A 24,265-nucleotide genomic window follows, 5' to 3' on the forward strand; every position below is an offset into this window, starting at 1 on the left:
ACCCGCGAGACTCCGCGTCGTGACGGGGCTCGAGCAGGTGCAGGCGGCGTTCGAGGCGGCGATCGCCGGCGGGCGGGTGTCGGTGCTCGCCGCGCGCGACGACGTCGGACGCTCGGTCGCTGCGGTGTTCGCCGAGGACGTCTCCACCGACGACTCCGCGTGGCTGCCGTTCCGCGGCGCGGCCGGCGAGCTGGCCGCTGCCGGGCCGACGTTGCACCTGGGGCTGGGCGCCCGGGCCGGCGCCTCGGTCGAGACGCTTCGGGTGGCCGCGGTGGCCGCGGGAGCGGCGTTGACCGGTGGCGACATCGGACTGTCCCTGCCTCCAGGCCTGCCCGGGGACCTGGTCCGGGCCCTGGTCGACGGGCTGGTGAGCGGCCACACCCACCCGGCCGCCGTCCGCCTCCACGTCTCTCCCCCGCACCTGGCCGATGCGCGGCGCGGCGTCCTCGACGCCGAGGTCACCCACCTGGCCGCGACCCTCACCAACGCGCCCGCGGACCTCGCCACTCCGGCCGCGGTCGCGGAGTGGGCGTCGAACGCAGCCCCGCGGGCCGGGCTGACGTGCACGGTCCGCGGCCCCGAGCGCGTTCGCGCCGACGGCTTCGGAGCACTCGACGCCATCGGCCGCGGCTCGGTCAACGGCCCGCACCTCCTCGAACTGGAGTACCGCGGCGGGGACGACGGCCCCGCACTGGCACTGGTGGGCAAGGGCATCACCTTCGACAGCGGCGGGTTGTCCCTGAAGTCGCCGGCCGCGATGATGGCGATGCGTCTGGACATGGCCGGCGCCGCGGTCGTGCTGGCGGTCATGTGCACACTGCAACGGTTGGGATGCCGATCGTCGGTGCGCGCGGTACTGCCGCTGGCCGAGAACCTCCCCGGCCCGGGCGCCACCCGCCCGGGCGACGTCGTGACCGCGTGGAACGGCACGCAGATCCAGCTCCTCGACCTGGACTTCGAGGGCCGGGTGGTGCTCGCCGACGCACTGGCCCTCGCGGCGTCGTACCGCCCCGCCCTCCTGGTCGACCTCGCCACCCTGACCTACCAGGCCGAGATCGCGCTCGGGCCCGAGATCGGCGCGCTGATCGCGAGGTCGGACGACGCCGCGACCCGCGTGCTCACGGCAGCCGGCGCGGCCGGGGAGCCGTTGTGGCGCCTGCCCTGGGCGCCGCGCTACCTCGACCAGGTGCGCACGCCGACCGGCGTCCGGAACCACCCCCTGCGCGACACCGGGCGCGCGCTCACCGCCGCGTTGTTCCTGGGCGAGTTCGTGCCGGAGACGGTCCCCTGGGTCCACCTCGACATCGTCGGTCCGACGTGGCGCGGCGACGCATCGGTCGACGGCGGCACCGGCTTCGGCACCCGCACGCTGCTGCAGGTGGTCGTCCCCGCCGGCTGGGACCCGGCGTCGTGACGTCGCCGCGGCCCGGTCTCACCCCGGATCCCCGCACGTGGTGGCGCCACTGGCGCGAGCGGCTGCGAGCCGCCGACGCGCGGTGCGCCCACGACGGCACCACGCCGCTGTGCCTGCGGTGCGCCGTGGTGTTCTGCCGTCCGCTCTGACGCGTCCGGGACCACACGTCGCGAGCGGCGGAGGCGGCGCTCGGCCGCGGAGGCGCGGGCGCGGGAACCCGCACGCGTCGGCGTAGCGTCGCTCCCGGTTGAACCCGAGCCGTGGGGACACGACGGGTGGAGGTGCCGTGACGGACAACGCGGTGGACGACAGGATCTCGCGGGGGCGCGCCTCGCCGGGCGAGAACCGGTGGCCGCCGGCCGTGGCGGTGGTGGTCGCGGCGGCGGTGTACGCGTTGCTGCCCGCGTCGCTGCTGTTCGCGCCCCGGGTGTTGATCCCGGCCGTCGAGTTGGCGTTGCTGGCGGCGTTGATCGCCACGAACCCGCACCGCGTCGTGCGGCAGACGCGCTGGTCGCGGTGGGCGTCGGTCACGCTCGCCGCCGTCGTCATCGTCGCGAACCTCGTGACCCTGGGGCTGCTCGTCGACGCCGTGGTCCGACCCGACACCAGCGGCGGCGCCCTGCTCCGCGCGGCGATGCAGGTGTGGGTCACCAACGTGATCGGTTTCGCGTTGTTGTACTGGGAGCTCGACCGCGGCGGCCCGGTGAGTCGCCGGACGGTGCGTCGGTACCGGCTGCCGGCCGCGGACTGGCGGTTCTCGCAGGACGAGAACGCCGACGACGTCGACGAGGTCGCCGCCGGCTCCAGCGAGCGCGCCGGGTGGGTTCCGACGTTCACGGACTACCTGTACCTGTCCGTCACGAACAGCAGCGCCTTCAGCCCCACCGACACCATGCCGCTCAGCACCCGCGCCAAGGCCCTGATGGCCGTGCAGGCCACGGCCGCGCTGCTGACGACGCTGCTGATCATCGCCCGCGCCGTCGGCTCCCTCGGCGGAGGTTGAGCGACCGACCCGCCCGGACGGCGACCGCTGCCCCTCGGTGGGACCGCTCCGCCGGGCGTCGTACGCTCTTCAGCAGCAAACCGGCTGCGCTGCCACGTCGACGGTGACCACCTCATCCCGTAGACCCTCCGACGCACCCGAGGACGCCCCGTGACCGCCATCCTGTTCGGTTCCATCAGCACCGTCGCCGACACCTCCGAGCTCCAGCGCGAGGCCTTCAACCAGGCCTTCGCCGACCACGGCCTGGGCTGGACGTGGGACCGCGACGAGTACACCGCCATGCTCGACCGCAGCGGAGGGGCCGACCGCATCAGCGCCTACGCCGCCGAACGGGGCGAGCAGGTCGACGCCGAGGCCGTCCACGCGACGAAGTCCCGCCGCTTCCAGGAGAGCCTCGCCACGGCGGACGTCACACCGCGGCCCGGCGTGACCGAGACCGTGCGCGCCGCCCGGGCCGATGGCCTCAAGGTCGCGCTGGTGACCACCACCTCCCGCGCGAACATCGACGCCCTGCTCGAGTCCCTCGCGCCGGCGCTGACCGAGGACGACTTCGACCTGGTCGTCGACCGCTCCGACGTCGACGACCCCAAGCCCGACCCCTCGGCGTACGCCCTGGCCCTCTCCCGGCTCGGTGAGCAGGCGGGCAGCTGCGTCGCGATCGAGGACAACGTCGAGGGTGCGGTCGCGGCGTCGGCCGCCGGCGTCACCTGCGTCGCCTTCCCGAACGCGAACACCGACGGCCAGGAGTTCACCACCGCCGAGCGGCGGGTCGACACGATCGACTACGCCGACCTCAAGGCCCTGGCGGACCGCACCTGATCCCGCGTCGGCCCGCCACGGGCCGACGTCGCCCCACCGCACGTCCCCGCACCACGCCTGCCAGCGACGGGGACCGGCCACCCGGCCGGTCCCGCCTCGTTCTCAGACTGGAGCCCACCGGGATGACGACCACCGCACCGCAGTCCACCGTCACCGCGTCGCCGACCGCGTTCCGTGTCGTCGCCCACGAGACGGTCGAGTACGAACTCACGATGGTGACGGGGGTCTTCGACCCTGAGCACCACCAGCTCGCCGACGCCTACCGGCCGTTCGGCCGGTGTCTCGCCGTCGTCGACGAGACGGTCGACGCCCTGTACGGCGACGCGATGCGCGCGTACTTCGACCACCACGGCATCGCGCTCACGGTGTTCCCGGTGCAGGTCCGCGAGGTCGACAAGTCCCTGCGCACGGTCGAACGCATCGTCGACGCGTTCGGCGAGTTCGGACTGGTCCGCAAGGAGCCGGTGCTGGTGGTCGGCGGCGGACTCACCACCGACGTCGCGGGCTTCGCCTGCGCGGCGTTCCGCCGCTCGTCGAACTACCTGCGCATCCCCACCACCCTGATCGGGCTCATCGACGCCAGCGTCTCGATCAAGGTCGGGGTGAACCACGGGAAGTACAAGAACCGGCTGGGCGCGTACCACGCGTCAACGCAGGTGTTCCTCGACTTCTCGTTCCTCCGCACCCTGCCCGAGGACCAGGTGCGCAACGGCATGGCCGAGATCATCAAGATCGCGACCGTCGGCAACAGCGGCATCTTCGAGCTGATGGAGAAGTACGGCGAGGACCTGCTCGCGACCCGCTTCGGTCACCTCGACGGCACACCCGAACTGCGCGAGATCGCCGACCGCATCACCTACGACGCGATCCAGACCATGCTCGACCTGGAGGTGCCGAACCTGCGCGAGCTCGACCTGGACCGGGTGATCGCGTTCGGCCACACCTGGAGCCCGACGTTGGAGCTCGCGCCGGACAAGCCCTACTTCCACGGCCACGCCATCAACACCGACATGGCTTTCTCGAGCACGATCGCCAAGGAGCGCGGTCTGATCAGCGAGAGCGAGCGCGACCGCATCCTGTGGCTGATGAGCCGGCTCGGGTTGACCCTCGACTCGCCCTACCTCACCCCGGAACTGGTGCACCAGGCAACGGATTCGATCGTGCAGACCCGCGACGGCCTGCTGCGTGCGGCCGTGCCGCACCCGATCGGTGAGTGCGTGTTCCTCAACGACCTCACGCCGGACGAGGTGGACCGGTTGCTGGCCGAGCACAAGCAGGTCGTGACGCGGTACCCGCGTGGGGGCGACGGCCTCGACGCGTTCACGGGATGAGTCCGGTCTCCGCTCCGGGCGCGCCGCGTCCGGTGACGCCGCACTCCCTGCTCGTGGCGCAGCTGACCGACCTGGTGGACCGCGTGTCGGCCGGTGGCCCCGACGTCGACGCCACGTGGATCGACGACCTGCGGGCCGCGACCGAGCTCGCGAGCGGCCTCGACGACTACCTGACGGCGATGACGACGCCGGAGTCCCCGGCGCTGGCCGAGCTGGCGCGGCGGACCGCCGCCGAGGACTGGAACGGGCCGTCGGGCAACGGGATCGTCGAGCAGGAGATGGTGTCCGGTCACGTCGAGGGGCAACTGCTCAAGGCGTTGGTCCGGCTGGCGCGCGCCACCACCGTGCTCGAGATCGGCATGTTCACCGGGTACTCGGCGCTGGCGATGGCCGAGGCCGTCCCGCCCGGCGGACGGGTGGTGGCACTGGAGATCGACGCCGCCGTCGCCGCGTTCGCGCAGCAGTGCCTGGACGACGCGCCCGCGGGCGACCGGGTCGAGGTGCGGGTGGGACCGGCCCGGGACACCCTGGCCGCCCTCGCCGCCGCCGGCGAGGTGTTCGACCTCGTGTTCGTCGACGCCGACAAGGGCGGTTACACCGACTACCTCGCCGCGGTGCTGGACGGCGGACTGCTGGCCGAGCACGGCGTCGTCGTCGTCGACAACACCCTCATGCAGGGTCAGCCGTGGACCTCGGCGGCACCGAGCTCCAACGGCGCGGCGGTGGCGGCGTTCAACGCGGCCGTCGCCGCGGACCCCCGCGTCGAGCAGGTCGTCGTGCCGCTGCGCGACGGCCTGACCCTCATCACCCGCACGGAAGGGACACACCGGTGAACGAACACGTGCTCACCCCGTTGGGGGTCGAGGTGACCGACCTCGACCTGCACGCACTCGACGACGTCACCGTCGAGCACCTGCGCGACCTCTTGGCCGAGCACGGCGTGGTCGTGATGCCGGACCAGGAGGTCGACGACGACGTCTTCGAGGCCTTCCTGCGCCGGTTCGGCGAGTTGACGTTCACCGCGGGCGAGCAGCCGCTCGAAGGGCATCCGGACCTCAACGTCATCACCAACGTGGGGCGCGAGACGCCGCCCAGGAGCCAGTTCCACGTCGACACCAGCTACGTGCGGGAGCCGCCGGCGTACACCGCCCTGCGCGCCGTCGAGATCCCCGAGCAGGGCGGGCAGACGGTGTTCACCAACCAGTACCGCGCCTACGAGACGTTGCCCGACGCAGTGCGCGAGCGCCTGGCGGGCCGCACGGTGTACCACGTCGTCACCGGCGTGGACCCGGGCGCCGGCGGTGAGACCGCCGCCGACCACCCGGTGTTCCGACCCCACCCCCGCACGGGACGCACCGCGCTGTACCTGTCGACCCCCCAGCGGTGCGAGTCGATCAGCGGCCTCCCGCCCGAGGAGTCGCAGACGATGGTGGCGCAGCTGCTCGCGCACTCGACGCAGGACGACAACCTGCTGCGCCACACCTGGTCGCCCGGCGACGTCGTCATGTGGGACAACGGGGCCGTGTTGCACAAGGCCGACCACAGTGGCGTGGTGGGTCACCGGGTCATGCACCGCGGGATGGTGGCCGGGTACCACCGATGACGACCCGCCCGACCCTGCAGCAGCGCGCGCTCACCGTGCCGAAGACCCTCGGCATGCTCGCCCTGCTGCAGGCACTCGCTCCGGTCGACCTCGCGGTCACCGCCGTGGCGCTGCTCCGTCGCCCGCCGCGACCGGATCCCGCACCCGGCGGACTCACGATCCTGCTCAGCGGCGGCAAGATGACCAAGGCCCTGGAGCTCGCCCGGGCGTTCCACGCCGCCGGGCACCGGGTGGTGCTGGTGGAGTCGCGCCGGTACCGGTACACGGCGCACCGGTTCTCCCGCGCCGTCGACGCCTTCCACGTCGTCCCCGACGCCGGTTCGCCGCACTACGTCGACGCCCTCGCGCGGATCGTGCGCCACGAAGCCGTCGACGTGTACGTACCGGTGTGCAGCCCCGCCAGCAGCCGGTCCGACGCCGCGGCGAAGGAGACGCTCGAGCGCCTCGGGTGCGAGGTGGTGCACGGCGGCCCGGCGGACATCGACACCGTCGACGACAAGGCGGCGTTCGCAACGGCCGCCCGACGCCTCGGTCTCGCCGTGCCCGACACCCACCGCCTCACCGACGCCTGGGAGGTCGAGGCCTTCGACTTCGACCGGCACCCGGGGCCCTACGTGCTCAAGAGCATCGCCTACGACCCCGTGAACCGCCTCGACCTCACCCGGTTGCCACGACCCACCTCCGCCGCGACCGCAGCCTTCGCCCGCTCGAAGCCGATCACGCCGGCGAACCCGTGGATCCTGCAGCAGTTCGTCGGCGGGCGGGAGTACTGCACGCACGGCACGGTGCGGGACGGCCACCTGCAGGTCTTCGTGTGCTGCGAGTCCTCGGCGTCGCAACTGAACTACGCACCAGTCGACCGACCCGACATCGAGGCGTGGGTGACCCACTTCGTCCGCGAACTCCGGCTCACGGGGCAGTACTCGTTCGACTTCCTCGAGAGCGACGACGGCGCCACACTCGCCATCGAGTGCAATCCCCGCACCCACTCGGCGATCACCCTGTTCCGCGACCACCCGGACCTCGCCCGGGCCTACCTGGAGACCGGCAGGACGACCGTGCGGCCGCAGGCCGACGCCACACCGACCTACTGGCTGTACCACGAGGTGTGGCAACTGCTGCGTCACCCGCGGACCTGGCGGACCCGGTTCCGGGTACTGCGCGAGGGCCGTGACGCGGTATTCGACCTCGCCGACCCGTGGCCGTTCTTCCTGCTGTACCACCTGCACCTGCCCTCGCTGTTGCTGCAGAACCTGCTGCGCCTGTCGCCCTGGGTGAAGATCGACGTCAACATCGGCAAGCTCGTCGAACCCGGAGGGGACTGAACCGGTGACCACCCGTGTGTTGCACCTCGCAGGCTCGGCCACCGACGACTTCCTGGCCGAGGTGTCGCGGCTCTACGCGGCGGACTGCCTGGTGGCGACGGCCGACCCCGACCACTTCGAGTTCCTCGTGGCCTGGGTGACACCCGACGGCCGGTGGCGGTTCCCGGCCGATCTCTCCGAATCCGCAATCGCGGCCGCGCCGCCGGTCACCATCGACAGCGCCCTGGCCACGATCGTTGCACTCGACATCGATGTCGTGGTGCCCCAGATGTTCTGCGTTCCTGGCATGACGGTGTTCCGGGGCCTGTTCGACGTGCTCGGGATCCCGTACGTCGGCAACGCTCCGTCGGTGATGGCGCTCGGCGCCGACAAGGCCAAGGCCCGGGCCGTGGTCGCGGCCGCCGGGGTCGACGTGCCACCCGGCGAGCTCGTACGACCGGGTGGCACGGCGACGTTGGCGGTGCCGGCGGTGGTCAAACCCGTCGACGCGGACAACTCCTTCGGAGTCACCCTGGTCGCCGAGGTCGGGGACTACCCGGCGGCACTGGCCGCGGCGTTCGAGCACGCCGACGCCGCGCTGGTCGAGACGTACGTGCCGCTCGGGCGCGAGGTCCGCTGCGGGCTGGTCGAGCAGGACGGTGAGCTCCGCGCCCTGCCGTTGGAGGAGTACGCCGTCGACACCGACCGCAAGCCGATCCGTCTGCACGCCGACAAACTGCGGCGGGCCGACGACGGCGATCTCGCGCTGGTCGCGAAGGACACCGACCACGCGTGGGTCGTCGACGCCGACGACCCGGTCACCGCGGTGGTCCACGACGCCGCCCGCCGCTGTCACGTCGCGTTGGGGTGTCGTGACTACAGCCTGTTCGACTTCCGGATCGACCCGGACGGACGGCCCTGGTTCCTCGAGGCGAGCCTGTACAACTCGTTCGCGCGCACGAGCGTGCTCGCGGTCATGGCGGCAGCCGACGGCATCACGGTGCCCGAGCTGTTCAGTGCCGGGGTCGAGCGGGCGCGGGCCCGCCGGCCCGCGGCACCCACCCGGTCCGCCGGTCGGTCAGTCCAGAGCGCGGAGGGTGCTGGTCGGTCGGAGACGGCCGTGGGCGTCGAGATCGGCGAGCACGGCCGGTAGCCCGTCCGACATCATCGTCCTGCGGACGCGGCCGAGCAGCGTCGACATGACCAACCCCCCGACGCCGCGGAAGCCGCTGTGCGTCCAGGTGAGCCGGGTTCCGTCGCTCGTGGGGTCCAGTTCGATGTCGACCAGGGTGGGCCGGTCCTCCGGTTGGTTGCGCCAGGTGTACTGCAGCAGTCGGGGCGCCTCGACGGCGGTCACCTCACAGCGGACGACCCCGTCCCAGCCGGGAAACGGCTTGCCGACGAAGCGGAACTCGGTGCCCACCCGCGGCGCGAACCCCTCGGGTCTGCCACCCCGACCGGTCGAGGTCCACAACGGCACGAGCGCGGGGTCGGTGAGCGCGCTCCAGACGACGTTCGCGGCCTGCGGGTAGTCACGGACGACGCGGTACCGGGACATGCGACCTCCTCCTGCACACACAGCGAGACCCTTGATTACAGTGACTGTAATTGCAGGACTCGCTGTCAGCAAGCGGCACGGATCGGCCGATGACCGACACCGCGCCCGCTACAGTCGCCGGAGGCCGGTTCCGGGCGTCGTGGAGGATCGAGATGGACGTCGCAGCACCGATCCCCCTGCGCGAGCGTCGACGCGCTGAACTGCGCCAGCAGTTGTCCGACACCGCGACGGCGCTGTTCCTGCGAGACGGCTTCGACGCCGTCACCGTCGCCGACGTCGCCCGCGCGTGCGGAGTCACCGAGAAGACCGTGTTCAACCACTACCGGACCAAGGAAGCGCTGCTGGTCGACCGTTGGCCGCAGATCACCGCCACCGCGGTCGCGCTGGTCCGCGACCCCGCCAGGACACCCGCCTCCGGGGTCACGCAGACGCTCGACACCGAGCTCGACGTGCTCACCGCGCGCGGCACGGCCGATCCCGATCGTCTGGTGCTCGTGCGCCGGTTCGGCGAGCTGGTGGCCGCGACCGAGGCCTTGCAGGACCACCGCCGCCGGTCCCTGCACCTCCTGGTGGAGGAACTGCGGGCGGCGCTGACGAGTCGAGGAGACCTGCCGACGAACGAGGTCGACCTCCAGATGACCGCGGTGGCGCTGTCCGGCCTGTTCCAGGTGTTCTACCGGAGCCTCGGCCGCCACCTGTCGGATCCCGGGACCGACGCGGCCACGTGCCGTCGGAAGGTCCGGGCCGACGTGCGCCGAGCGGCCCGACTGCTGCCGCGGGGCCTCGGTGGTTGACCGGCTCCGGCTCCGACGACACGGACGAGATCCCGTCGCCGACGTGGTTCAGGCGTCGACGTGGCTGGACAGCCAGGTGAGCACACGGTCGGCGACCTCGTGCCAGCCGTCGTCGAAGACGAGCGAGTGCCCTCGGTCGGGGAACACCGCGAGGTCGGTGACGGCACCGGAGTCGCGGTAGAGCTCGTGGGCCGCGCGGACGACGCTCTCGGGAACGGTGTTGTCCTTCCCGCCGGCGATCATGAGCAACGGCCCCCGGTCACGCAGGCGGGCGTCGACCTCGGCCGGGGAGTTCGGTGTCTTGTTGGCTGCGACGGCTTCGAACAACAGCCGCGCCGATCCCGGGATCGCGAAACGCTCGTACAGGGCGTCGGATTCGTGGCGCGGGAGGGTGTTGCCGAACCCGTAGGCGAACTGCCGGGGCGTGAGGGCGACGGCGCGGGTCTTGTTGCGGGGGTTGCGCAGCACCGGCAGCGCCGCACGGATCTGGCGCAGCGGGGTCTTGGTGACACCCTTGATCGCGGCGGGGTCGATGGCCACGGCCGCGGCGGCGTGCCCGGAGGCCAGCAACTTCTGGGCGATCAGGCCGCCGAACGAGTGGCCGATGACGACCGGTCGTTCCGGCAGGGTGGCGATGTGCGCCTCGTAGGCGCGGGTGACGTCGTCGATGCCGGAGCCGGCGACCAGCGACGGGGTGCGGCGGGTGTCGGCGACGGCGGGTTGTTCACCCGGCCAGCCAGGCGCGGAGACGTCGTGGCCCCGAGCGGCGAACAGGTCAACCCAGGGTTGCCAGGACGAGGCGTCGATCCAGAGGCCGTGGATGAAGACGACGGGCGGTGTGGTCATGTCTGCTCCTTGTAGACGAACTAGTAACTCTACGTAGGACGTTAGACTGGGGTGGCCGTCGACGCAACGAGGTGTCGAGTGGCGCAGGACACGGAGGCACGTAGATGACGCAGACGGACACCGCACCCGCGGCGGGGCCGCCGAAGGGTGCTGCAGCGACGCGCGAACGCATCCTGGCGGCGGCGTCGGAGTTGTTCTACGCGGACGGGCTCCACGCGGTCAGCGCGGACAGGATCATCGAGAAGGCCGGCATCACGAAGGTGACGTTCTACCGCCACTTCCGGACCAAGGACGAGCTGCTCGTCGCCTACCTGGAGCGACGTGCCGCCTTCGAGCGGGAGGCCGTCACCGGCGGCCGGGCGGCCACGGCCGGTGACCCCGTGAGCGTCTTCGACGCGTTGGCCGCAGGCATCGGTGAGATGAGCTGCCAGCCGGGCTTCCGGGGCTGTCCGTTCATCAACGCGGCCGCCGAGTACAGCGATCCGGACCACCCGGTGCGGGAGGTCGTCGACCGGCACCGCCGCTGGTTCCTCGCCGAGCTCGCCGACATGCTGCGCGACGTCGGCGTCGACGACGTGGATTCCGCCGCTGTCGAGGCGATGCTGCTGCGCGACGGGGCCATGGTCACCGGCTACCTCGGTGATCCGTCCACGGTGTCCTCGGCGCTGGCACGCGGCTTCCACGCCGTGATCGACGCCCACCGCGGCCCGGGCGCGCGTGCGCCGCGCCGCCGCGCGTCAACGCGGTGAACGCGCGCTGACCGACCCAGCGCCGGTGCCACGGCTCGGGTCAGGGTCGGGCGGTCACAGCGGCACCGTGTCGTCGGCCAGTCGGCGGCGCATGATCTTCCCGGTGGACGTGGCGGGCAGGGCCTGCACGAACACCACACTGCGCGGACGTTTGTAGGCCGCCAGCTTGGTCGCGCGAGAACTCGATGAGCTCCTCGGCCGTCACGTCGACTCCGTCCCGCTTCACGACGTAGGCGCGGGCGAGTTCACCTTCACGTCGTCGACGACGGGATCGACCGCCACATCGTGAGCAGCTCCGCCGCGTGCGGGAGCTGGGGTACGCGACCACGACGGAGGAGATGACCCTCGGCACGAGCTCGGTGGCGGTACCGGTCGTCCGCGCCCGCGAGCAGGAGGGACACCCGGGGCCACCGGGCAGCACCTGACCCCGACACCGCGCGCTCAGGCGGGCCGGCCTGTCACGTGGTTCCGGCGGCTCGCCGGCGGAGTTCGGCCTTGTCGACCTTGTTGACCTTGGACCGCGGCAGCTCGGTGACCCACTCGAGGCGCTCCGGCCACTTGAACGTCGCGACGCCGAGTCCGGCCAGGTGCTGACGGATGTCCTCGAGGGTGAGGACGTCGCCCGTCGCGACCAGGAAGGCGCACGCCCGCTCGCCGAGCCGCGGGTCGGGCATCGCGACCACCGCGGCCTGCTCGATGCCGGGGTGACGGAGCAGCAACAGTTCCACCTCCTCGGCGTTCACCTTCTCCCCGCCGCGGTTGATGACGTCCTTGATCCGGCCGTCGATCGACAGGCACCGCTCGCCGTCCAGCACGCGCACGGAGGCGAGGTCGCCGGTGCGGTAGAAGCCGTCGGAGGTGAAGGCGACGGCGTTGTGCTCGGCGGCGTCGAGGTACCCGGGCAACGTGTACGGGCCGCGGCAGCACAGCTCCCCGGTCTCACCGTCGGGCAGTTCCCGTTCACTGCCCGGTTCGAGGATGCGGAACTCGTCGAGCGGCGAGAGCTTGGTCCCGACGGTCGTCAGCCGCGCCTCGCGGCTCGCGTCGTGCTCGCTGACGGCGAAGAAACCCTCGGCCATGCCGAACAACTGTCCCGCCCAGACCCCGAGCGACGCGACGTGGTCGAACAGCCGCGGCGGAACCTTGGTGCCGGACAGGATCGCGCGCCGGAGGGTCGGCGCGAGCGCCGGGAGGCCGCGGTCGGCGACGGCCTGGAAGTGGCCGTGCCCGATGAGGACGTCGGTGACGCGTTGCTCCACCAGCATCGGCAGCGACGCCGCGGCGTCGGGCACCCCGAGCACGAGGCACGCGCCGACACTGTGCGGCGCGTGCAGGCCGCACACGATGCCCGCGTTGTGGATGATCGGGATGAGGTGGGCCACCCGGCTGTGCGCGTCCCACCCGAGCCGCTCGGCGTAGGCCCGCGCGTTGTACCAGTACTCGGCGTGGCGACGCGGGATGACCTTGGGCACCCCGGTCGTGCCGCCGGACAGCTGGAACACCGCGACGTCGTCGGGGTCGAGCGTCGCCTGCACCCGTTCGACGGCCGTGCGCGCGGCGCCGGCATCGGTCACGGCGAGTGAGTCCAGCGCGACGCCTGGCACGCTCCGGCTCGCGGTCCCCACCGTGAGCAGGTGGCGCATGGTCGGCTGGGTCGCGGCGATCTGCTCGCCGAACTCGGCCAGGTCGAAGCGGTCGGCGTCGTCGACCTCGACCAGGTGCGCCACGGCACCGGTGCGGGCGGCGATCTCGGCGATCTCGTGTCGGCGGTGCAACGCGAGGGTCGCGACGGGGACCAGCCCCGCCTTGAGCACCGCGTACCAGGCGGTGATCGCGGCCAGCCGGTTGCCGACCTGGAACAGGACCGGGTCGCCGGGCACCAGACCGAGCCCGATGAGCCCGGACGCGAGCCGGTCGGTGCGTTCGTCGAGTTCGCGGTACGTCAGGCCGCCCTCGGCGCTGACGACCGCGTCGTGGTCGGGGAAGGCCAGCGCGGTGCGGTGGAACTCCTGCGCGATGGTCAGCTCACCCCAGAGACCGGCGGCGCGGTACCGCGCCGCCCGGTCGGGGTCGAAGCGGGGCAGGCGGACGTCGTCGAGGGTGGTGGTGCTCATGCCCGCGGACTCACCTCGACCAGGTCGGTCCGGCCGGACACCAGGCCCGCGACGAGATCGGGCAGGCACGCCTCGGGTCCCGCCACCGTCACGGGCAGCGGCTGCTCACGCCGCAGCACCTCCGCCCGGTCCAGCCGGTCGAGGACGGCGTCACGGTCGTCCGCACCCTCGAGCCGCACGGTGGATCCCGCCGCGAGAGGCGTGATCCGGTCGTCGAACTCCACGCCGCCGCGCGCGCCGGGGCGGCTGAGCACGAACTTCTCGAGGTCGTCCAGGACGTCGTCCGGTGTGGGGCCACCGCTGTACTCCGCGAGTGCATCCCGGACCACCGCGGGCGTCGACTCGGCGAACCGCGCCAGCGGCACCTTGCCGGCCCGCGTCATGTACGCCACCAACAGCTGGTTGACCGGGGTGTCCAGCCGGTCGGGGAAGGTGTCCCACCAGCGCTGACTGCGCCCCGCGACGTCCTGCAGGTGTTCGACGGCCGGCCGGCGCACGGCCTCGTACCGTTCGAGCGCGTCGGCCACGGTGTCGCTGGCGTCGATCGCCGCGACGAGCGCGATGGCGTCCTCCATCGCGAGCTTGGTCCCCGACCCGATCGAGTAGTGCGCGGTGTGCGCGGCATCGCCCAGCAGTACCACGTTGCCGTGGTGCCACCGCGCGCACCGGACGGTGCGGAACCGCAACCAGCGCGTGCGGTTGCCGATGAGTGGATGACCCTGCAACGGTTCGGCGAACGCCCGTTCCAGGTAGCGCAGGGCGACGTCGTCGGACGCATCCGGCGCGGCGGCGCCCAGGGCCTCGGTCGTCGTCTCGAACCCGGCCGCGCGCCAGGTCGCCTCGTCGGTCTCCACGAGGAACGTGCTGCGGTCGGCGGCGTAGGGGTAGGCGTGGGTGACGAAGGTGCCAGCGTCGGTCTGCACGGGCATGAACAACGCACTGGGCAGCGCGAAGTCGGTACCGCACCACAGGTACAACCCCTCGCCCACCTCGACCTCCGCGTCGAAGTGGGCCGCCGCCGCCTCGCGGGTGGCGCTGTTGATCCCGTCCGCGGCGACGACGAGGTCGGCGTCGAGGTCGGCCGCGACCGCCCGCTGCCCCAGGTGCAGGACGACCCCCGCCGCCCGCGCGTGGTCCTGCAGCACCGCGAGCAGGGTCGAGCGGCCGATGGCCCGGAGGGTGTCGTCGGGCATGTGGGCCACAGCGTCGCCCACCTGCAGGCTCATGTCGTGCGGGTGCGCGCGTTCGAGTATGTCCGCCAGTGAGTCGGGGTCGGCCGAGCGCAGGTTGCGTTGGGTGCCGGCGGCCAGCCCGACACCGAACCCGAACGTGGTCTCCGCCGTCCCCTGTTCGTAGAGGTCGACCTGCAGGTCGGGTTGGGCCAGCTTCAACAGCCGGGCCGCGTAGAGGCCGCCGGGCCCTCCACCGAGGACCGCGACCGTGCGCAACTCCACCGTCGTGCTCAGCCGGCCGTCACGGGAACGAGGCGGTCGAGCTTCGAGACGTGGTCCGGGTGGTCCACCGGCACGACGCTGGACCAGACCGCCGTGAGGCAGCCCGGGCAGCAGTACTGCCGGAACACGACGGGCTCGTCGACGTAGTCCGTGGCGTCGGCGACCACCTGCGGACCGGCCTCGGAGGCGGGACCGTCGTACCGGGCGAGCGCGAGGTGCGGCCCGACCCGACTGTCACCGAGCGTGCGGCCACAGTGGGCGCAACCGACCACGGGGTGCCCGGAATCGTCGCCCAGCACGAGGTTCTCGTCGAGCCGGGTGGCGGTGGCGAGGTCGACCCGGGCGTCGCCCGCGGCGTCGTCGGCGCTCGAGCGGGACCGGCGGGCGTCCAGGTGCGCCGCACGCTCCCGCTCCGTGGCCCCGTCGTCGACCGTCCCGTCGTCGCCGAGCACCACGCCGTAGGCCGACCGGGCCGCACCGGAGGTCACCTTGCCCTCGCGCACGTCGACCGCGACGGCTGACGGGTCGCGTCGCAGCGGGTCGCCGTAGCCACCACCGCCCTGCCAGTGCATGAAGAACACGTCGCCGGGGGCGACGTAGGTCTGCGAGTAGTTCTGCCCGACCTCCTGCGCCCCGCCGACGGCCGCCAGGTCCGACGGGATCGACCCGCCGGCCAGCGCAGCGGCGATGTCGGTGCCGCGCGCGAGGACCTCGAGTCCGGTGTTGCCCGGGTAACCCCCGGCCAGACCGTTGTTCTGTGCAACAGCCTTGCCGGCCGAAGCCAGCACCAGACCCATCGGCATCGAGGTGCCCCAGGGCGTCATGGCCAGCGAAGCGCTGACGCCGCCGCGCTGTTGGCCCGGCCCGCCGGAGTCGGGTTCCTCGCGGCGCCACAGCATCAGCATCGGGTACAGGAACTCCGACATCTCGGTGTCGGGCACCCGACCCATCGGGATGCAGAACAACCCGCCGGTGTCCATGCCGTCGACGTGCGGACGCGCGCCGTAGCCGCCCGCCATGGGCTCCATGAGGATGTTGAGGAACGGCGCCGGCACGGCTCCCCGCTCGTCGAGGCCCGCGATGACCGCGGTGTCCCAGGTGCCGCAGCACGAGGCCTGCACGCTGCGACCGAGTTCGATCGAGCGGTCGAGCATCTGCGAGAGGCACTCCGCCACCAGCGTGCCCGTGAGCCACGCCGGACCGATCGGCCCGCGGCTGACGGCCGCGGGGTACGTCGCGTTGTTGATCGTGCCTTCTTCGGCGACGAGGTCGAAGCATCGCATCAGCCCGCCCGCGGACCAGGGGATGTCGGCGGCGAGGATGGGCAGCAACGCCAGCATCACTCCCCCGCGCATCCCGGCGTACGTGCAGTTGATGACGCCCGCCTGCGGGTCGGTCCCGGTGAAGTCGAAGGTGAGGTGGTCGCCCGCCTTGGTCATGGCCAGCGTGATCTTGTGCAGGCTGCGGTCACCCTCGTGCGACTGGTCCTGGTACCCGGTGGCGTTCCAGGTGCCGTCGGGCAGGCCGGTCAGCTTGTCGCGCAGCCGGGTCTCGGCGTCGGACATCATGCGCTTCATGACGGCCTTGACGGTGTCCGCGCCGTACTGCGCGATGACGGCGAGCATGCGCTCGCGGCCCACGTTGTTGGAACCGACCTGCGCGCGGAGGTCGAGGCCGACGAGCATCGGCACCCGGGAGCGACGGACGTAGAGGTCGGCGACGTCCCGCTGGATCACGAAGTCACGCACGACCTTGACCGGTGGCGTGGGCAACGATTCGGAGAACACGTCCTGCGCCGCGGGCGAGAACGACCCGAGGCCCACCCCACCGAGGTCCGGCTCGTGGCAGATCGCGCTGGTCCAGGCGAACAGCCTCCCGTCGTGGAAGATCGGCTGGTAGACGATGACGTCGTTCTGGTGCAGGCCACCACCGACCCAGGGGTCGTTGCAGAGGAACATGTCCCCCTCGGCGATGCCGGGGTTCTCAGCGCGGTTCGCCAGCGTCCAGTAGATGGCGAGGTCGACCGCCCCCACGAGCATGGTGTTGTAGAGGCCGACCTGCACCTCCTGACCGAGCTCGTCGCCGATGGCGAAGTCGAAGTCGTTGGCGTCGGTGACGATCGGTGAGCCCGACATGCGCTTGAGGGCCTCGCCCATCTCCTCGGTGACCGACCACAGGCGGTGGCGGATGACCTCGTAGGTGAGCGGGTCGAGCGCGTCGATCTGCTCCTGGGTCACCGTGTGCACGGGCAGGCTCGCCGGCAACGACGCCGCGAGGGCCTCGGGATCGACCGGGCGGCTCGCGAACTGCTCGGAGCCGGCAACGGGCATGGTCATGCGGAGACCGCCTCTTCGTTCGAGTCGCGGGTGATGGTGAGGTTGCCGAGCGCGTCGACGGTTCCCGACGTCCCGTCCGGCACGACGACAGTGGTGGTGGGCACCTCGACGACCGCGGGTCCGACGATGTGGTGACCCGCGCGCAGCTTGCTGTAGTCGTAGACGTCGGTGTCGACGAAGCCGGCGGTCCCCAGCCGGACCGGCCGCTGCCCCGTGAGCGCGGACGAGGCGTCGGACCCGTCGGCGGGCAACGCCTCGGGCAGGGTGGGCGAGAACGGCAGGACACCGACCGCGCGCACCCGGTAGGTGATCGCCTGGATGCCCGCCTCGCGGAACCCCGACCCGGCGCCGTACATGTCGGCGTACCGGCGTTCGAAGCGCTCGGCGACGGCAGCGATCTGCGCGTCGTCCACCGGACCGTCGTCGACCGGCGCGGCGAGCTCGGCCAGCTGCATCGAGTACCGCATGTCGATCTCACGGAACACGTCGACCCGCGCGAACCGCACGCCCTGCCGCTCCAGGCCGTCGCGGACCTGCGTCTCGAGCTGGGCGAAGTTCTTCTCGACCCGCACGGGGTCCATCGGGAACGGACCGGGGTCCGACAGCTCGGCCGCGAGGGCGATGTCCGACGCGGCCAGGCCGTATGCCGAGAACGCCGAGGCCACCTGCCCGAGCGGGACGATGACGTCGGCGACGCCGAGTTCCGCGGCGTATCCGGCGCAGTGCGCGGGACCGGCGCCGCCGAAGGCGTAGAGGACGAAGTCGCGCGGGTCGTGGCCGGCCTCGACGACCACCTTGCGGAGCAGGTCGCCGGTCTGGGCGTTCTGGATGGCGTGGATGGCCGCGGCGGCGTCCTCGACCGACAGTCCGAGGGGCTCGGCGATCCTGGTCCGGATGGCGTCACGGGCGGCCTGCAGGTCCAGGGCGCGGGCCCCGCCGAGCAGGCCGCGCTCGGTGAGGATGCCGAGTACCAGGTTCGCGTCGGTGTTGGTGGGTTCGGTGCCGCCGTTGCCGTAACAGGCGGGGCCGGGCACGGCCTGGGCGCTGCGCGGACCGACCTGCAGGTTGCCGCCGGCGTCGATCCACGCGATCGCGCCGCCGCCCGAGCCGATGGCGTGCACCTCGAGGCTCGGGACGTTGATCGGGTGGTGGTTGATGATGGTCGACGACGTGCGGACCGGTTCGCCGTCGACGACCAGGCCGACGAGGAACGTCGTGCCGCCCACGTCGGTGCTGACGATGTTGCGGTGCCCGAGCTGCCGGCCGAGTGACACCGACCCCACCACGCCTCCGGTGAGGACCGAACCCACGGTGCTGATCGCGGTGGCGGGAGCCTCGCTCGCGGCGACCGCACCGCCGTTGCTCTGCATCACCAGCAGCGGTCCGGTGAGACCCTGCTCGGTCAGTCGACCCTCGAGCGAGGTGAGGTAGTCACGCAACCCGGGACCGATCTGGGTGCTCATGATGGTCGTGGCGTTGCGGGCGAACTCGCGGATGCGGGGACTGACCTCCGACGACAGCGACACGAACACGTCGGGGTCGAGCTCACGCACGATCTCGCAGATCCGCTGCTCGTGCGTGGGGTTCCGGAACGACCACAGCAGTGAGACCGCGATCGCGCGGACGCCGTCGTCGAGCAGGCCCCGCACCGCGGTGCGCACGTCGTCCTCGTCGAGCGCGACGATGACGGTGCCGTCGCGGTCCAGCCGCTCGGTGACCTCCCAGGCGTGCCGCTTCGGCACCAGACCGTGCGACTTGGTCTGGGTCAGGACGTTCTGGAGCTGCTCCGGCGAGCTGCCGAGGTACCGGCCCTCGACGTTCATGATGTAGATCGAGTCGCGGTGACCGCGGGTGGTGATGAACCCGACCGGCGGCACGTTGCCCATCACCAGGGCGTTGAGCGACGACGTCGTGCCGTGGGCGATGTGGTGGGTGTCGGCCAGCATCTCCGACACCGACGTGCCGAGCTGGCTGGCCAGTGACGCGATGACGTCGAGGACGCCGTCGGAGTAGTCCGGTGGTGTGGACGGCGCTTTCGCCGCGATGACCGTGCCGTTCTCGTCGGCCAGGACCGCGTCGGTGAAGGTCCCCCCGACGTCCACTCCGATGACGTGAGCCATGCCCAGTCGCTCCCTTGCGTCCGGTGCCGACGAGTCGTCGGCCGCGTGTTGACGGTGTCGTTGAGTATTCGACAGGTACGTCGAGCGGTCAAGGACGAGTTTGTGGTGGACAGTTCAGCGGTTCGCGGCGCCGAAACGCTCGGCGAGCCACGGGCCGATCTCGGCTGCCGCGAGGCTCGCGCCGGTCGGCTCACCCTCGTGGAGGGCCCCGCCGAAGTGCGTGCCGGCCACGCTGCAGCGCGTGAGGTCGGCGCTGCCGAGCGCGCCGGCCATGGCGTCGACGTCGGCCGGGAAGCAGGCCTGGTCGCCGGTCAGTTCGATCAGCAGCGTCGGGGCGGTGACGGCGGGGGCGCAGCGCAGGAAGCTCGCGTACGTCGAGGTTCCCGACCACGTCGACAGCCACGCGTCCGGGGTGGCGAACCGCCCGAACCCGACCAGACCGTAGTCGGTGAGATCCGGCCGGCGGCCGAACAGTGAGCCGTACGGCCGCTCGTTCGGGTCCAGCGAGAGGTCGACGGAACGCAGGTCCGCGTCGGTGCGGTAGACGGTCAGCACCCGGGGGGCGACGGCCCGCCGCCGGGCCACCGGGTCGTCGCCGGCCTTCGCGGCCCGGCGGGCTTCGTCGGCCTCGGCCACGCGCGCCCGGGCGATCTCGTCGAGCCGGGCCACCCGCGCGTACTGGGCCGCGCGGTAGCGCTCGACGAACTCCGGCTCGTACCGCGACGACTCCGGCGCCGCGCGGAACCCGTTGGCGGCGCTCCACGGGTCCAGCGCGGGGTCCACCGCGAGCGGGTCGGTCTCGTCGACCACCGACGGGTCGATCAGCCGCAGCAGCAACGCCCCCTGCCCCGGGTGCGGCGCCATGAACACGGCACCGTCGGGCGCCGGCATCGTGGCGTCGGCGAACCCGGTCGGCCGCCCGGAGGGCCCCCGCGCGATCCGTTCGCCCGGCGGCCGGCCGGCCTGCTCGTGGTAGTACGCGAACAGCGTCCCGCCCCCGGAGTGGCCGAGGGTCACGACCTGCTCGAACCCCTGCTCGCGCACGAAGACCTGGCCGGCGGCGACGTCGAGCAACGCCTGCTCGTGCAGGAGGGCGACGTCGTTGTTGGGCGAACGCGTGCCCTGGGTCCACACCGCGTACCCGGCGGAGAGCAGGTCCGGGACCAGGACGTGGTGGGTGACGTCCTGGCGCGGGTGGGCGAGGCACACGACGACGGCCGCGCCCGGCACCGTGCGCAACACCCCGGCCACCGTGGCGCCGTCGGAGGTCGTCAGCTGGTGGGTGGACTCCACCGTGCCGGCCGGGAAGCGACCGGCGTCGACCCAGCGTCCGGCGCCGAGCCGCGTCGTCGGCGCGCTCATCCGGGTTCGACGCGCAGGGCGTCCTTGTCGTGCTGGGTGATCCGACCGTCGGCGAGACCCGCGACGCTGGAGTACCAGACCGCGTGCCGGCAGCCGGTCGCGCGGCGGTCGATGACGATCGGACCCTCGGCGACGATCTGGAAGTAGGGCCCGATCCGGTTGACGGTGACCGCGGGGTCGGTGCCGGCGACGTCGGCCACCGGCACGTTCTCGGGGACGTCGAGCACGAACAGCGTGGTCACACCCGGCTCGGTTCCTGCTGCTGTTCCTGCTGCTCCTGCCAGGCCGCGGCGCGTTCGACGATGAGCTCGGCCTTGCGGGTGAGCAGCGCGGCCATGCTCGGGTCGGGTCCGGCCACGACGTCGAGCAGGGCGTCGATGGTCAGCTCGGCGTCCAGGTCCTCCTGGGGCGTCACGGGCCGCAGCGCGCGGGTCACCTCGATCATGTAGCCGTTCGGGTCGTGCGTGTAGATGGACTCGATGGTCTCGTGCTGGATCTGCATCTCGACCGGCCAGTCGCTGCGGTCGAGGCGGCGGCGGTACTCGAGCAGGTCGTCCTCACTGTCCACGTGGATCGCGAGGTGCCGCGACCGCACGAAGAACTCGGGGACGTCGTCGGCGAAGCGGGAGTACGCGTCACCCTTCGGGCCGCCCTCGAACGGCTCGAGGCCGAAGTAGTAGAAGAACGCCAGCCGGTCGTCGTTGCCGATGTCGAAGAAGAAGTGGATGAAGTCCGGGTGCTTCTCCGGACCCCAACCCGCCGCACAGATCGAGTGGACGACGGGAAAACCCAGGACGTCGCGGTAGAACCGCACCGTCCCGGCGGGGTCGAAGGTCGGGTACGCGACGTGGTCGACACCACGGACGGTGTGGGCGAGCTCGGACACGGGACGGACCTCCAACGGGTGGGACGGGCGGCGGGTCAGACGGCGGCGGGAACGGCGGGCCGGAGCAGGCGACCGGCGCCGGGCAGGTCCACGGTGAGCCCGAGACCCGTGAGCAGGCTGTACGCGCCGGCCGTGGCGGCCGACAGCACCGGGAGACCGAACTCCTGCTCCGCGACCTCCACGAGGTCGAGGGAGGGCATCTGGACGCACGCGGAGATGACCAGTGCGTCGACGTCGGTGAGGTCGAGTTCGCGCGCGGCGGTCATGACACGTTCGCCGGGGATGCAGCCGACCTCGGCGTTGTCGGCGACCTCGAGCGCCCGCCAGTCGGCCACGGTGAAACCCTCGGCCTCGAGGCAGGCGACGACCTGTTCGGCCAAGGGGCGCAGGTAGGGCGTCACCAGGGCGATGCGGTTGGCACCCAGGGCCCGCAAACCCTCGACGAGCGCGCCCGCGCTGGAGCGGACGATCGCCTCGGAACCGCCGGTGGCGAGCTGCTCGGCGACGGCACCCTCGACCCGCTGGTGCTCCCCCGGGCCGCCGACCATCAGCGCGACCAGGCAGGCGTAGAGCATCGCGTCGACCCCGGCGTCGCCCAGTTCCATGACGCACCGTTCGCGCTGGGCGTTCATGGCCCGCAGCTGCTCCGGTGACACGGTGTGCATCCGCATGCGGCTGCTGTGGAACGAGAACTGCGCGTCGGCGTGACGGTTCAACAGGGCCGGCATCTCGGTCTCGACGGTGACGTTCGAGCTCGGAACGACCAGTCCGATCCGGTGCACGCTCACTGCGGTCTCCCTTGATTGACGCTGACGTCGATGATTCTACGTCAGTGTCAAGAGTTGGAGCTCACGCCTCGTTCGCCATGCTGGCGCGGTCGAGGATGGCGTCACCCAGGGCGACGTCGAAGCGCTGCGCGATGTCCTGCAGCCGGTCGTCGTCGGCCGTCCCGCCGTGCTCGGCGACGTAGGCGGCGATGAGGTCGAGCAACTCGCGGGAGGTGGTCACCCGGTCATCGTGCTCGCGTTCGACCGATGTGTCGAGAACTCGACAGATCAGTCGCGGCCGTCGGTGGCGGCGAGTCGTTCGAGCGCCGCGAGGTCCTGCTTCAGCAGTTCGACGACCCGCCCGAGCCCGCCGGCCGCGGTCGGACGGCGGTCGTGGGCGACGACGGAGGACAGCGCCATGTCGGCCAGGGAGGCGACGACCCGCTGGTCCTCGACCTCGTCGCCCGGGCGGTGCCACCACGCGACCCAGTTGCAGAGGCCGATGATGCCCAGCGCGGCGGTCCGGGGGTCGACCGCTCGGAACTCGCCGGAGCGCACACCCTCGTCGATGACCGATGAGAACTCCCGCAGCACGCTGCGCCGCCCCGCGTCGTAGGGGGTCGCGAGCGCCTCGGGCAGGTCACCCTCGGACCGGACCAGCATGCGGAAACGCGCCGGGTGTCGCGCCTGGAGTCCTGCGACCGCCGCGGCCATCGCGTGGAGCCGCTCGCTCACGGACATCGACGTGCTGCGGCGGAGGCGACGCAGGTCGGTCGCCGGTCCGACCGTCACCTCCTTGACCAGCTGCGACAGCAGGTCCTCCTTGCTGGAGAAGTAGTGGTACAGCGCCGGCCGGGTCAACCCCGTGGCCTCGGCGATGTCCTGCAGGCTGGTCCCGGCGAACCCGCGGGCGGCGAACAGCTCCGTGGCCGCTTCGAGGATCTGCGACTCGACCAGCGCCCTCCGGGTGCCGACCGTGCCGCCACGTTCGCGGGCCGCCGCGGTGCGGCCGTCGTCCGGCGCGGCCTCGGGAGCGGCCTTGCGGGCGGCGGGCCTGGGGGTCACGCGACGACCATGCCACAGCTCGGCGGCTCGCTCTGCCCTCCGGTCCCGTCGTTCCCGGTGCCGCTCGTCAGCTGCCGGTCGAGTCGGTGGTCTGCTCGCGACGGCGCGCGCGGGAGGCCCGGAGGTTCATCGTGTTGCCGCAGGTCTTCATGTCGTGCCAGACCCGGGTCGCGTTGCGGGAGTGGTCGTAGAACGCGGCGCCGCACGCGGGGTTCTGACACGTCTTGAGCCGACGCAGGGTGCCGGTGTGCGAGGCGAGCAGGGTCTCGAGGTGGACGAGTGACGCGACCGCGCGGGCGCCATCGCCCCGCGGCGCGTGGCGCACGTGGCCGTCGGCCACCGAGATCTGCACGTCGACCGGGTGAGTTCGATCTGCGTTGCCCTCGCGGGTCAGCGAGCTGCGCAGCGAGTCACGCAGCTGGCGGAGCGCGGCCAGGTCGCGCGGGCCCACCGTGATGTCCGGCGTGGTGGCGCCGGTGTGCTCGGCCCAGGTGCGCAGGGAGGCGTCGAGCCAGGCCTGAGCCGATTGCCGGTCCGCCAGCAGGTCGGGTACCGGCGCCATCGTCATGGCCGCGGTGTTGAGCAGGTCCTGCACCACGCACAGGCCCGCGGGTGCCGCGTCCAGTCCCAGGCGCGCGGTGCTGCGGGTCGCGTCGTCGCCGGTCACGTCCCCGAGGCTAACCCCTCCAGAACGACACCACCGTAAAGCTGTTGCTGGTGTCACACGACATTGCCGTAGC

General features: G+C 72.0%; 24 protein-coding genes and 1 pseudogene. 12 read left to right on the forward strand and 13 right to left on the reverse strand.

All coding sequences use genetic code 11. The annotated features are described in order from the left end of the window. Positions 1-19 precede the first annotated feature (19 nt). The 9 genes from ACXR2U_RS02760 (at position 20) to ACXR2U_RS02800 (ending at position 8,627) form a co-directional block, all read left to right on the forward strand. Positions 20-1,414, forward strand: coding sequence for a M17 family metallopeptidase (locus ACXR2U_RS02760; RefSeq protein WP_458823394.1), 1,395 nt, complete (start codon positions 20-22; stop codon positions 1,412-1,414). Beyond that, positions 1,411-1,563 (forward strand): hypothetical protein, encoded by a 153-nt coding sequence (locus tag ACXR2U_RS02765; protein WP_458823395.1) that lies wholly within the window; start codon positions 1,411-1,413, stop codon positions 1,561-1,563. The genes ACXR2U_RS02760 and ACXR2U_RS02765 overlap by 4 nt, the downstream gene beginning before the upstream one ends. 152 nt (positions 1,564-1,715) lie before the next feature. Next, positions 1,716-2,417: a hypothetical protein gene (locus ACXR2U_RS02770; protein ID WP_458823396.1), complete on the forward strand. Its 702-nt coding sequence runs from the start codon at positions 1,716-1,718 to the stop codon at positions 2,415-2,417. Positions 2,418-2,567: 150 nt separating this feature from the next. Further along, positions 2,568-3,236 carry an HAD-IA family hydrolase gene (locus ACXR2U_RS02775; RefSeq protein WP_458823397.1) on the forward strand — a complete coding sequence of 223 codons (669 nt, stop codon included), beginning with the start codon at positions 2,568-2,570 and terminating at the stop codon, positions 3,234-3,236. A 122-nt stretch (positions 3,237-3,358) separates the two neighbouring features. Then, on the forward strand, positions 3,359-4,567 hold the full coding sequence (locus ACXR2U_RS02780) for a sedoheptulose 7-phosphate cyclase (protein WP_458823398.1): 1,209 nt from the start codon (positions 3,359-3,361) through the stop codon (positions 4,565-4,567). Next, positions 4,564-5,400, forward strand: a complete 837-nt coding sequence (locus ACXR2U_RS02785) for an O-methyltransferase (protein WP_458823399.1) — start codon at positions 4,564-4,566, stop codon at positions 5,398-5,400. The genes ACXR2U_RS02780 and ACXR2U_RS02785 overlap by 4 nt, the downstream gene beginning before the upstream one ends. Continuing rightward, complete coding sequence (locus ACXR2U_RS02790) at positions 5,397-6,170, forward strand: TauD/TfdA dioxygenase family protein (RefSeq protein ID WP_458823400.1); 774 nt, start codon at positions 5,397-5,399, stop codon at positions 6,168-6,170. The genes ACXR2U_RS02785 and ACXR2U_RS02790 overlap by 4 nt, the downstream gene beginning before the upstream one ends. After that, entirely contained in the window at positions 6,167-7,495 is a 1,329-nt protein-coding gene (locus ACXR2U_RS02795; RefSeq protein WP_458823401.1) for an ATP-grasp domain-containing protein, read from the forward strand. The genes ACXR2U_RS02790 and ACXR2U_RS02795 overlap by 4 nt, the downstream gene beginning before the upstream one ends. 4 nt (positions 7,496-7,499) lie before the next feature. Further along, positions 7,500-8,627, forward strand: a complete 1,128-nt coding sequence (locus tag ACXR2U_RS02800) for a D-alanine--D-alanine ligase family protein (RefSeq protein WP_458823402.1) — start codon at positions 7,500-7,502, stop codon at positions 8,625-8,627. Here ACXR2U_RS02800 and ACXR2U_RS02805 read toward each other — a convergent pair. Further along, positions 8,553-9,032, reverse strand: coding sequence for an SRPBCC family protein (locus tag ACXR2U_RS02805; RefSeq protein ID WP_458823403.1), 480 nt, complete (start codon positions 9,030-9,032; stop codon positions 8,553-8,555). The genes ACXR2U_RS02800 and ACXR2U_RS02805 overlap by 75 nt on opposite strands. Positions 9,033-9,184: 152 nt before the next feature. On the opposite strand from ACXR2U_RS02805, the gene ACXR2U_RS02810 reads away from it, so the two are divergent. Beyond that, entirely contained in the window at positions 9,185-9,826 is a 642-nt protein-coding gene (locus ACXR2U_RS02810; protein WP_458823404.1) for a TetR/AcrR family transcriptional regulator, read from the forward strand. A gap of 48 nt (positions 9,827-9,874) precedes the next feature. Here the strand turns inward: ACXR2U_RS02810 and ACXR2U_RS02815 are convergent, their stop codons facing one another. After that, positions 9,875-10,672: an alpha/beta hydrolase gene (locus ACXR2U_RS02815; RefSeq protein WP_458823405.1), complete on the reverse strand. Its 798-nt coding sequence runs from the start codon at positions 10,670-10,672 to the stop codon at positions 9,875-9,877. A 104-nt stretch (positions 10,673-10,776) separates the two neighbouring features. Between ACXR2U_RS02815 and ACXR2U_RS02820 the strand changes: the two genes are divergently transcribed. Together ACXR2U_RS02820 and ACXR2U_RS02825 are read left to right on the forward strand one after the other, a co-directional pair. Continuing rightward, complete coding sequence (locus tag ACXR2U_RS02820; RefSeq protein ID WP_458823406.1) at positions 10,777-11,421, forward strand: TetR/AcrR family transcriptional regulator; 645 nt, start codon at positions 10,777-10,779, stop codon at positions 11,419-11,421. A 284-nt stretch (positions 11,422-11,705) separates the two neighbouring features. Continuing rightward, positions 11,706-11,801: pseudogene (locus tag ACXR2U_RS02825) on the forward strand (IclR family transcriptional regulator); the annotation flags it as partial. Positions 11,802-11,879: 78 nt separating this feature from the next. Here ACXR2U_RS02825 and ACXR2U_RS02830 read toward each other — a convergent pair. The 11 genes from ACXR2U_RS02830 to ACXR2U_RS02880 all read right to left on the reverse strand — a co-directional run bounded on the left by ACXR2U_RS02830 (position 11,880) and on the right by ACXR2U_RS02880 (position 24,192). Beyond that, positions 11,880-13,535 carry a (2,3-dihydroxybenzoyl)adenylate synthase gene (locus ACXR2U_RS02830; RefSeq protein WP_458823407.1) on the reverse strand — a complete coding sequence of 552 codons (1,656 nt, stop codon included), beginning with the start codon at positions 13,533-13,535 and terminating at the stop codon, positions 11,880-11,882. Then, entirely contained in the window at positions 13,532-14,989 is a 1,458-nt protein-coding gene (locus tag ACXR2U_RS02835) for an FAD-dependent monooxygenase (protein WP_458823408.1), read from the reverse strand. The genes ACXR2U_RS02830 and ACXR2U_RS02835 overlap by 4 nt, the downstream gene beginning before the upstream one ends. Positions 14,990-14,997: 8 nt before the next feature. Continuing rightward, a complete protein-coding gene (locus tag ACXR2U_RS02840) occupies positions 14,998-17,325 on the reverse strand; it encodes a hydantoinase B/oxoprolinase family protein (RefSeq protein ID WP_458823409.1) in 2,328 nt (775 codons plus the stop codon). After that, complete coding sequence (locus ACXR2U_RS02845; protein WP_458823410.1) at positions 17,322-19,445, reverse strand: hydantoinase/oxoprolinase family protein; 2,124 nt, start codon at positions 19,443-19,445, stop codon at positions 17,322-17,324. Before ACXR2U_RS02845 ends, ACXR2U_RS02840 begins: the two co-directional genes overlap by 4 nt. 114 nt (positions 19,446-19,559) lie before the next feature. After that, positions 19,560-20,807, reverse strand: coding sequence for an alpha/beta fold hydrolase (locus ACXR2U_RS02850; RefSeq protein WP_458823411.1), 1,248 nt, complete (start codon positions 20,805-20,807; stop codon positions 19,560-19,562). Next, complete coding sequence (locus ACXR2U_RS02855) at positions 20,804-21,049, reverse strand: hypothetical protein (RefSeq protein WP_458823412.1); 246 nt, start codon at positions 21,047-21,049, stop codon at positions 20,804-20,806. The genes ACXR2U_RS02850 and ACXR2U_RS02855 overlap by 4 nt, the downstream gene beginning before the upstream one ends. Continuing rightward, the gene (locus tag ACXR2U_RS02860; RefSeq protein WP_458823413.1) at positions 21,046-21,693 is read right to left on the reverse strand and encodes a VOC family protein; all 648 of its coding nucleotides are present in this window, start codon (positions 21,691-21,693) and stop codon (positions 21,046-21,048) included. The genes ACXR2U_RS02855 and ACXR2U_RS02860 overlap by 4 nt, the downstream gene beginning before the upstream one ends. Positions 21,694-21,728: 35 nt before the next feature. Beyond that, positions 21,729-22,481, reverse strand: a complete 753-nt coding sequence (locus ACXR2U_RS02865) for a maleate cis-trans isomerase family protein (protein WP_458823414.1) — start codon at positions 22,479-22,481, stop codon at positions 21,729-21,731. A gap of 61 nt (positions 22,482-22,542) precedes the next feature. Beyond that, entirely contained in the window at positions 22,543-22,701 is a 159-nt protein-coding gene (locus ACXR2U_RS02870; RefSeq protein ID WP_458823415.1) for a hypothetical protein, read from the reverse strand. A 47-nt stretch (positions 22,702-22,748) separates the two neighbouring features. After that, positions 22,749-23,525: a TetR/AcrR family transcriptional regulator gene (locus ACXR2U_RS02875; RefSeq protein ID WP_458823416.1), complete on the reverse strand. Its 777-nt coding sequence runs from the start codon at positions 23,523-23,525 to the stop codon at positions 22,749-22,751. Between the two features lie 67 nt (positions 23,526-23,592). Beyond that, on the reverse strand, positions 23,593-24,192 hold the full coding sequence (locus ACXR2U_RS02880) for a CGNR zinc finger domain-containing protein (RefSeq protein ID WP_458823417.1): 600 nt from the start codon (positions 24,190-24,192) through the stop codon (positions 23,593-23,595). Positions 24,193-24,265 lie beyond the last annotated feature (73 nt).

Source organism: Jatrophihabitans sp. YIM 134969, from assembly GCF_054456675.1.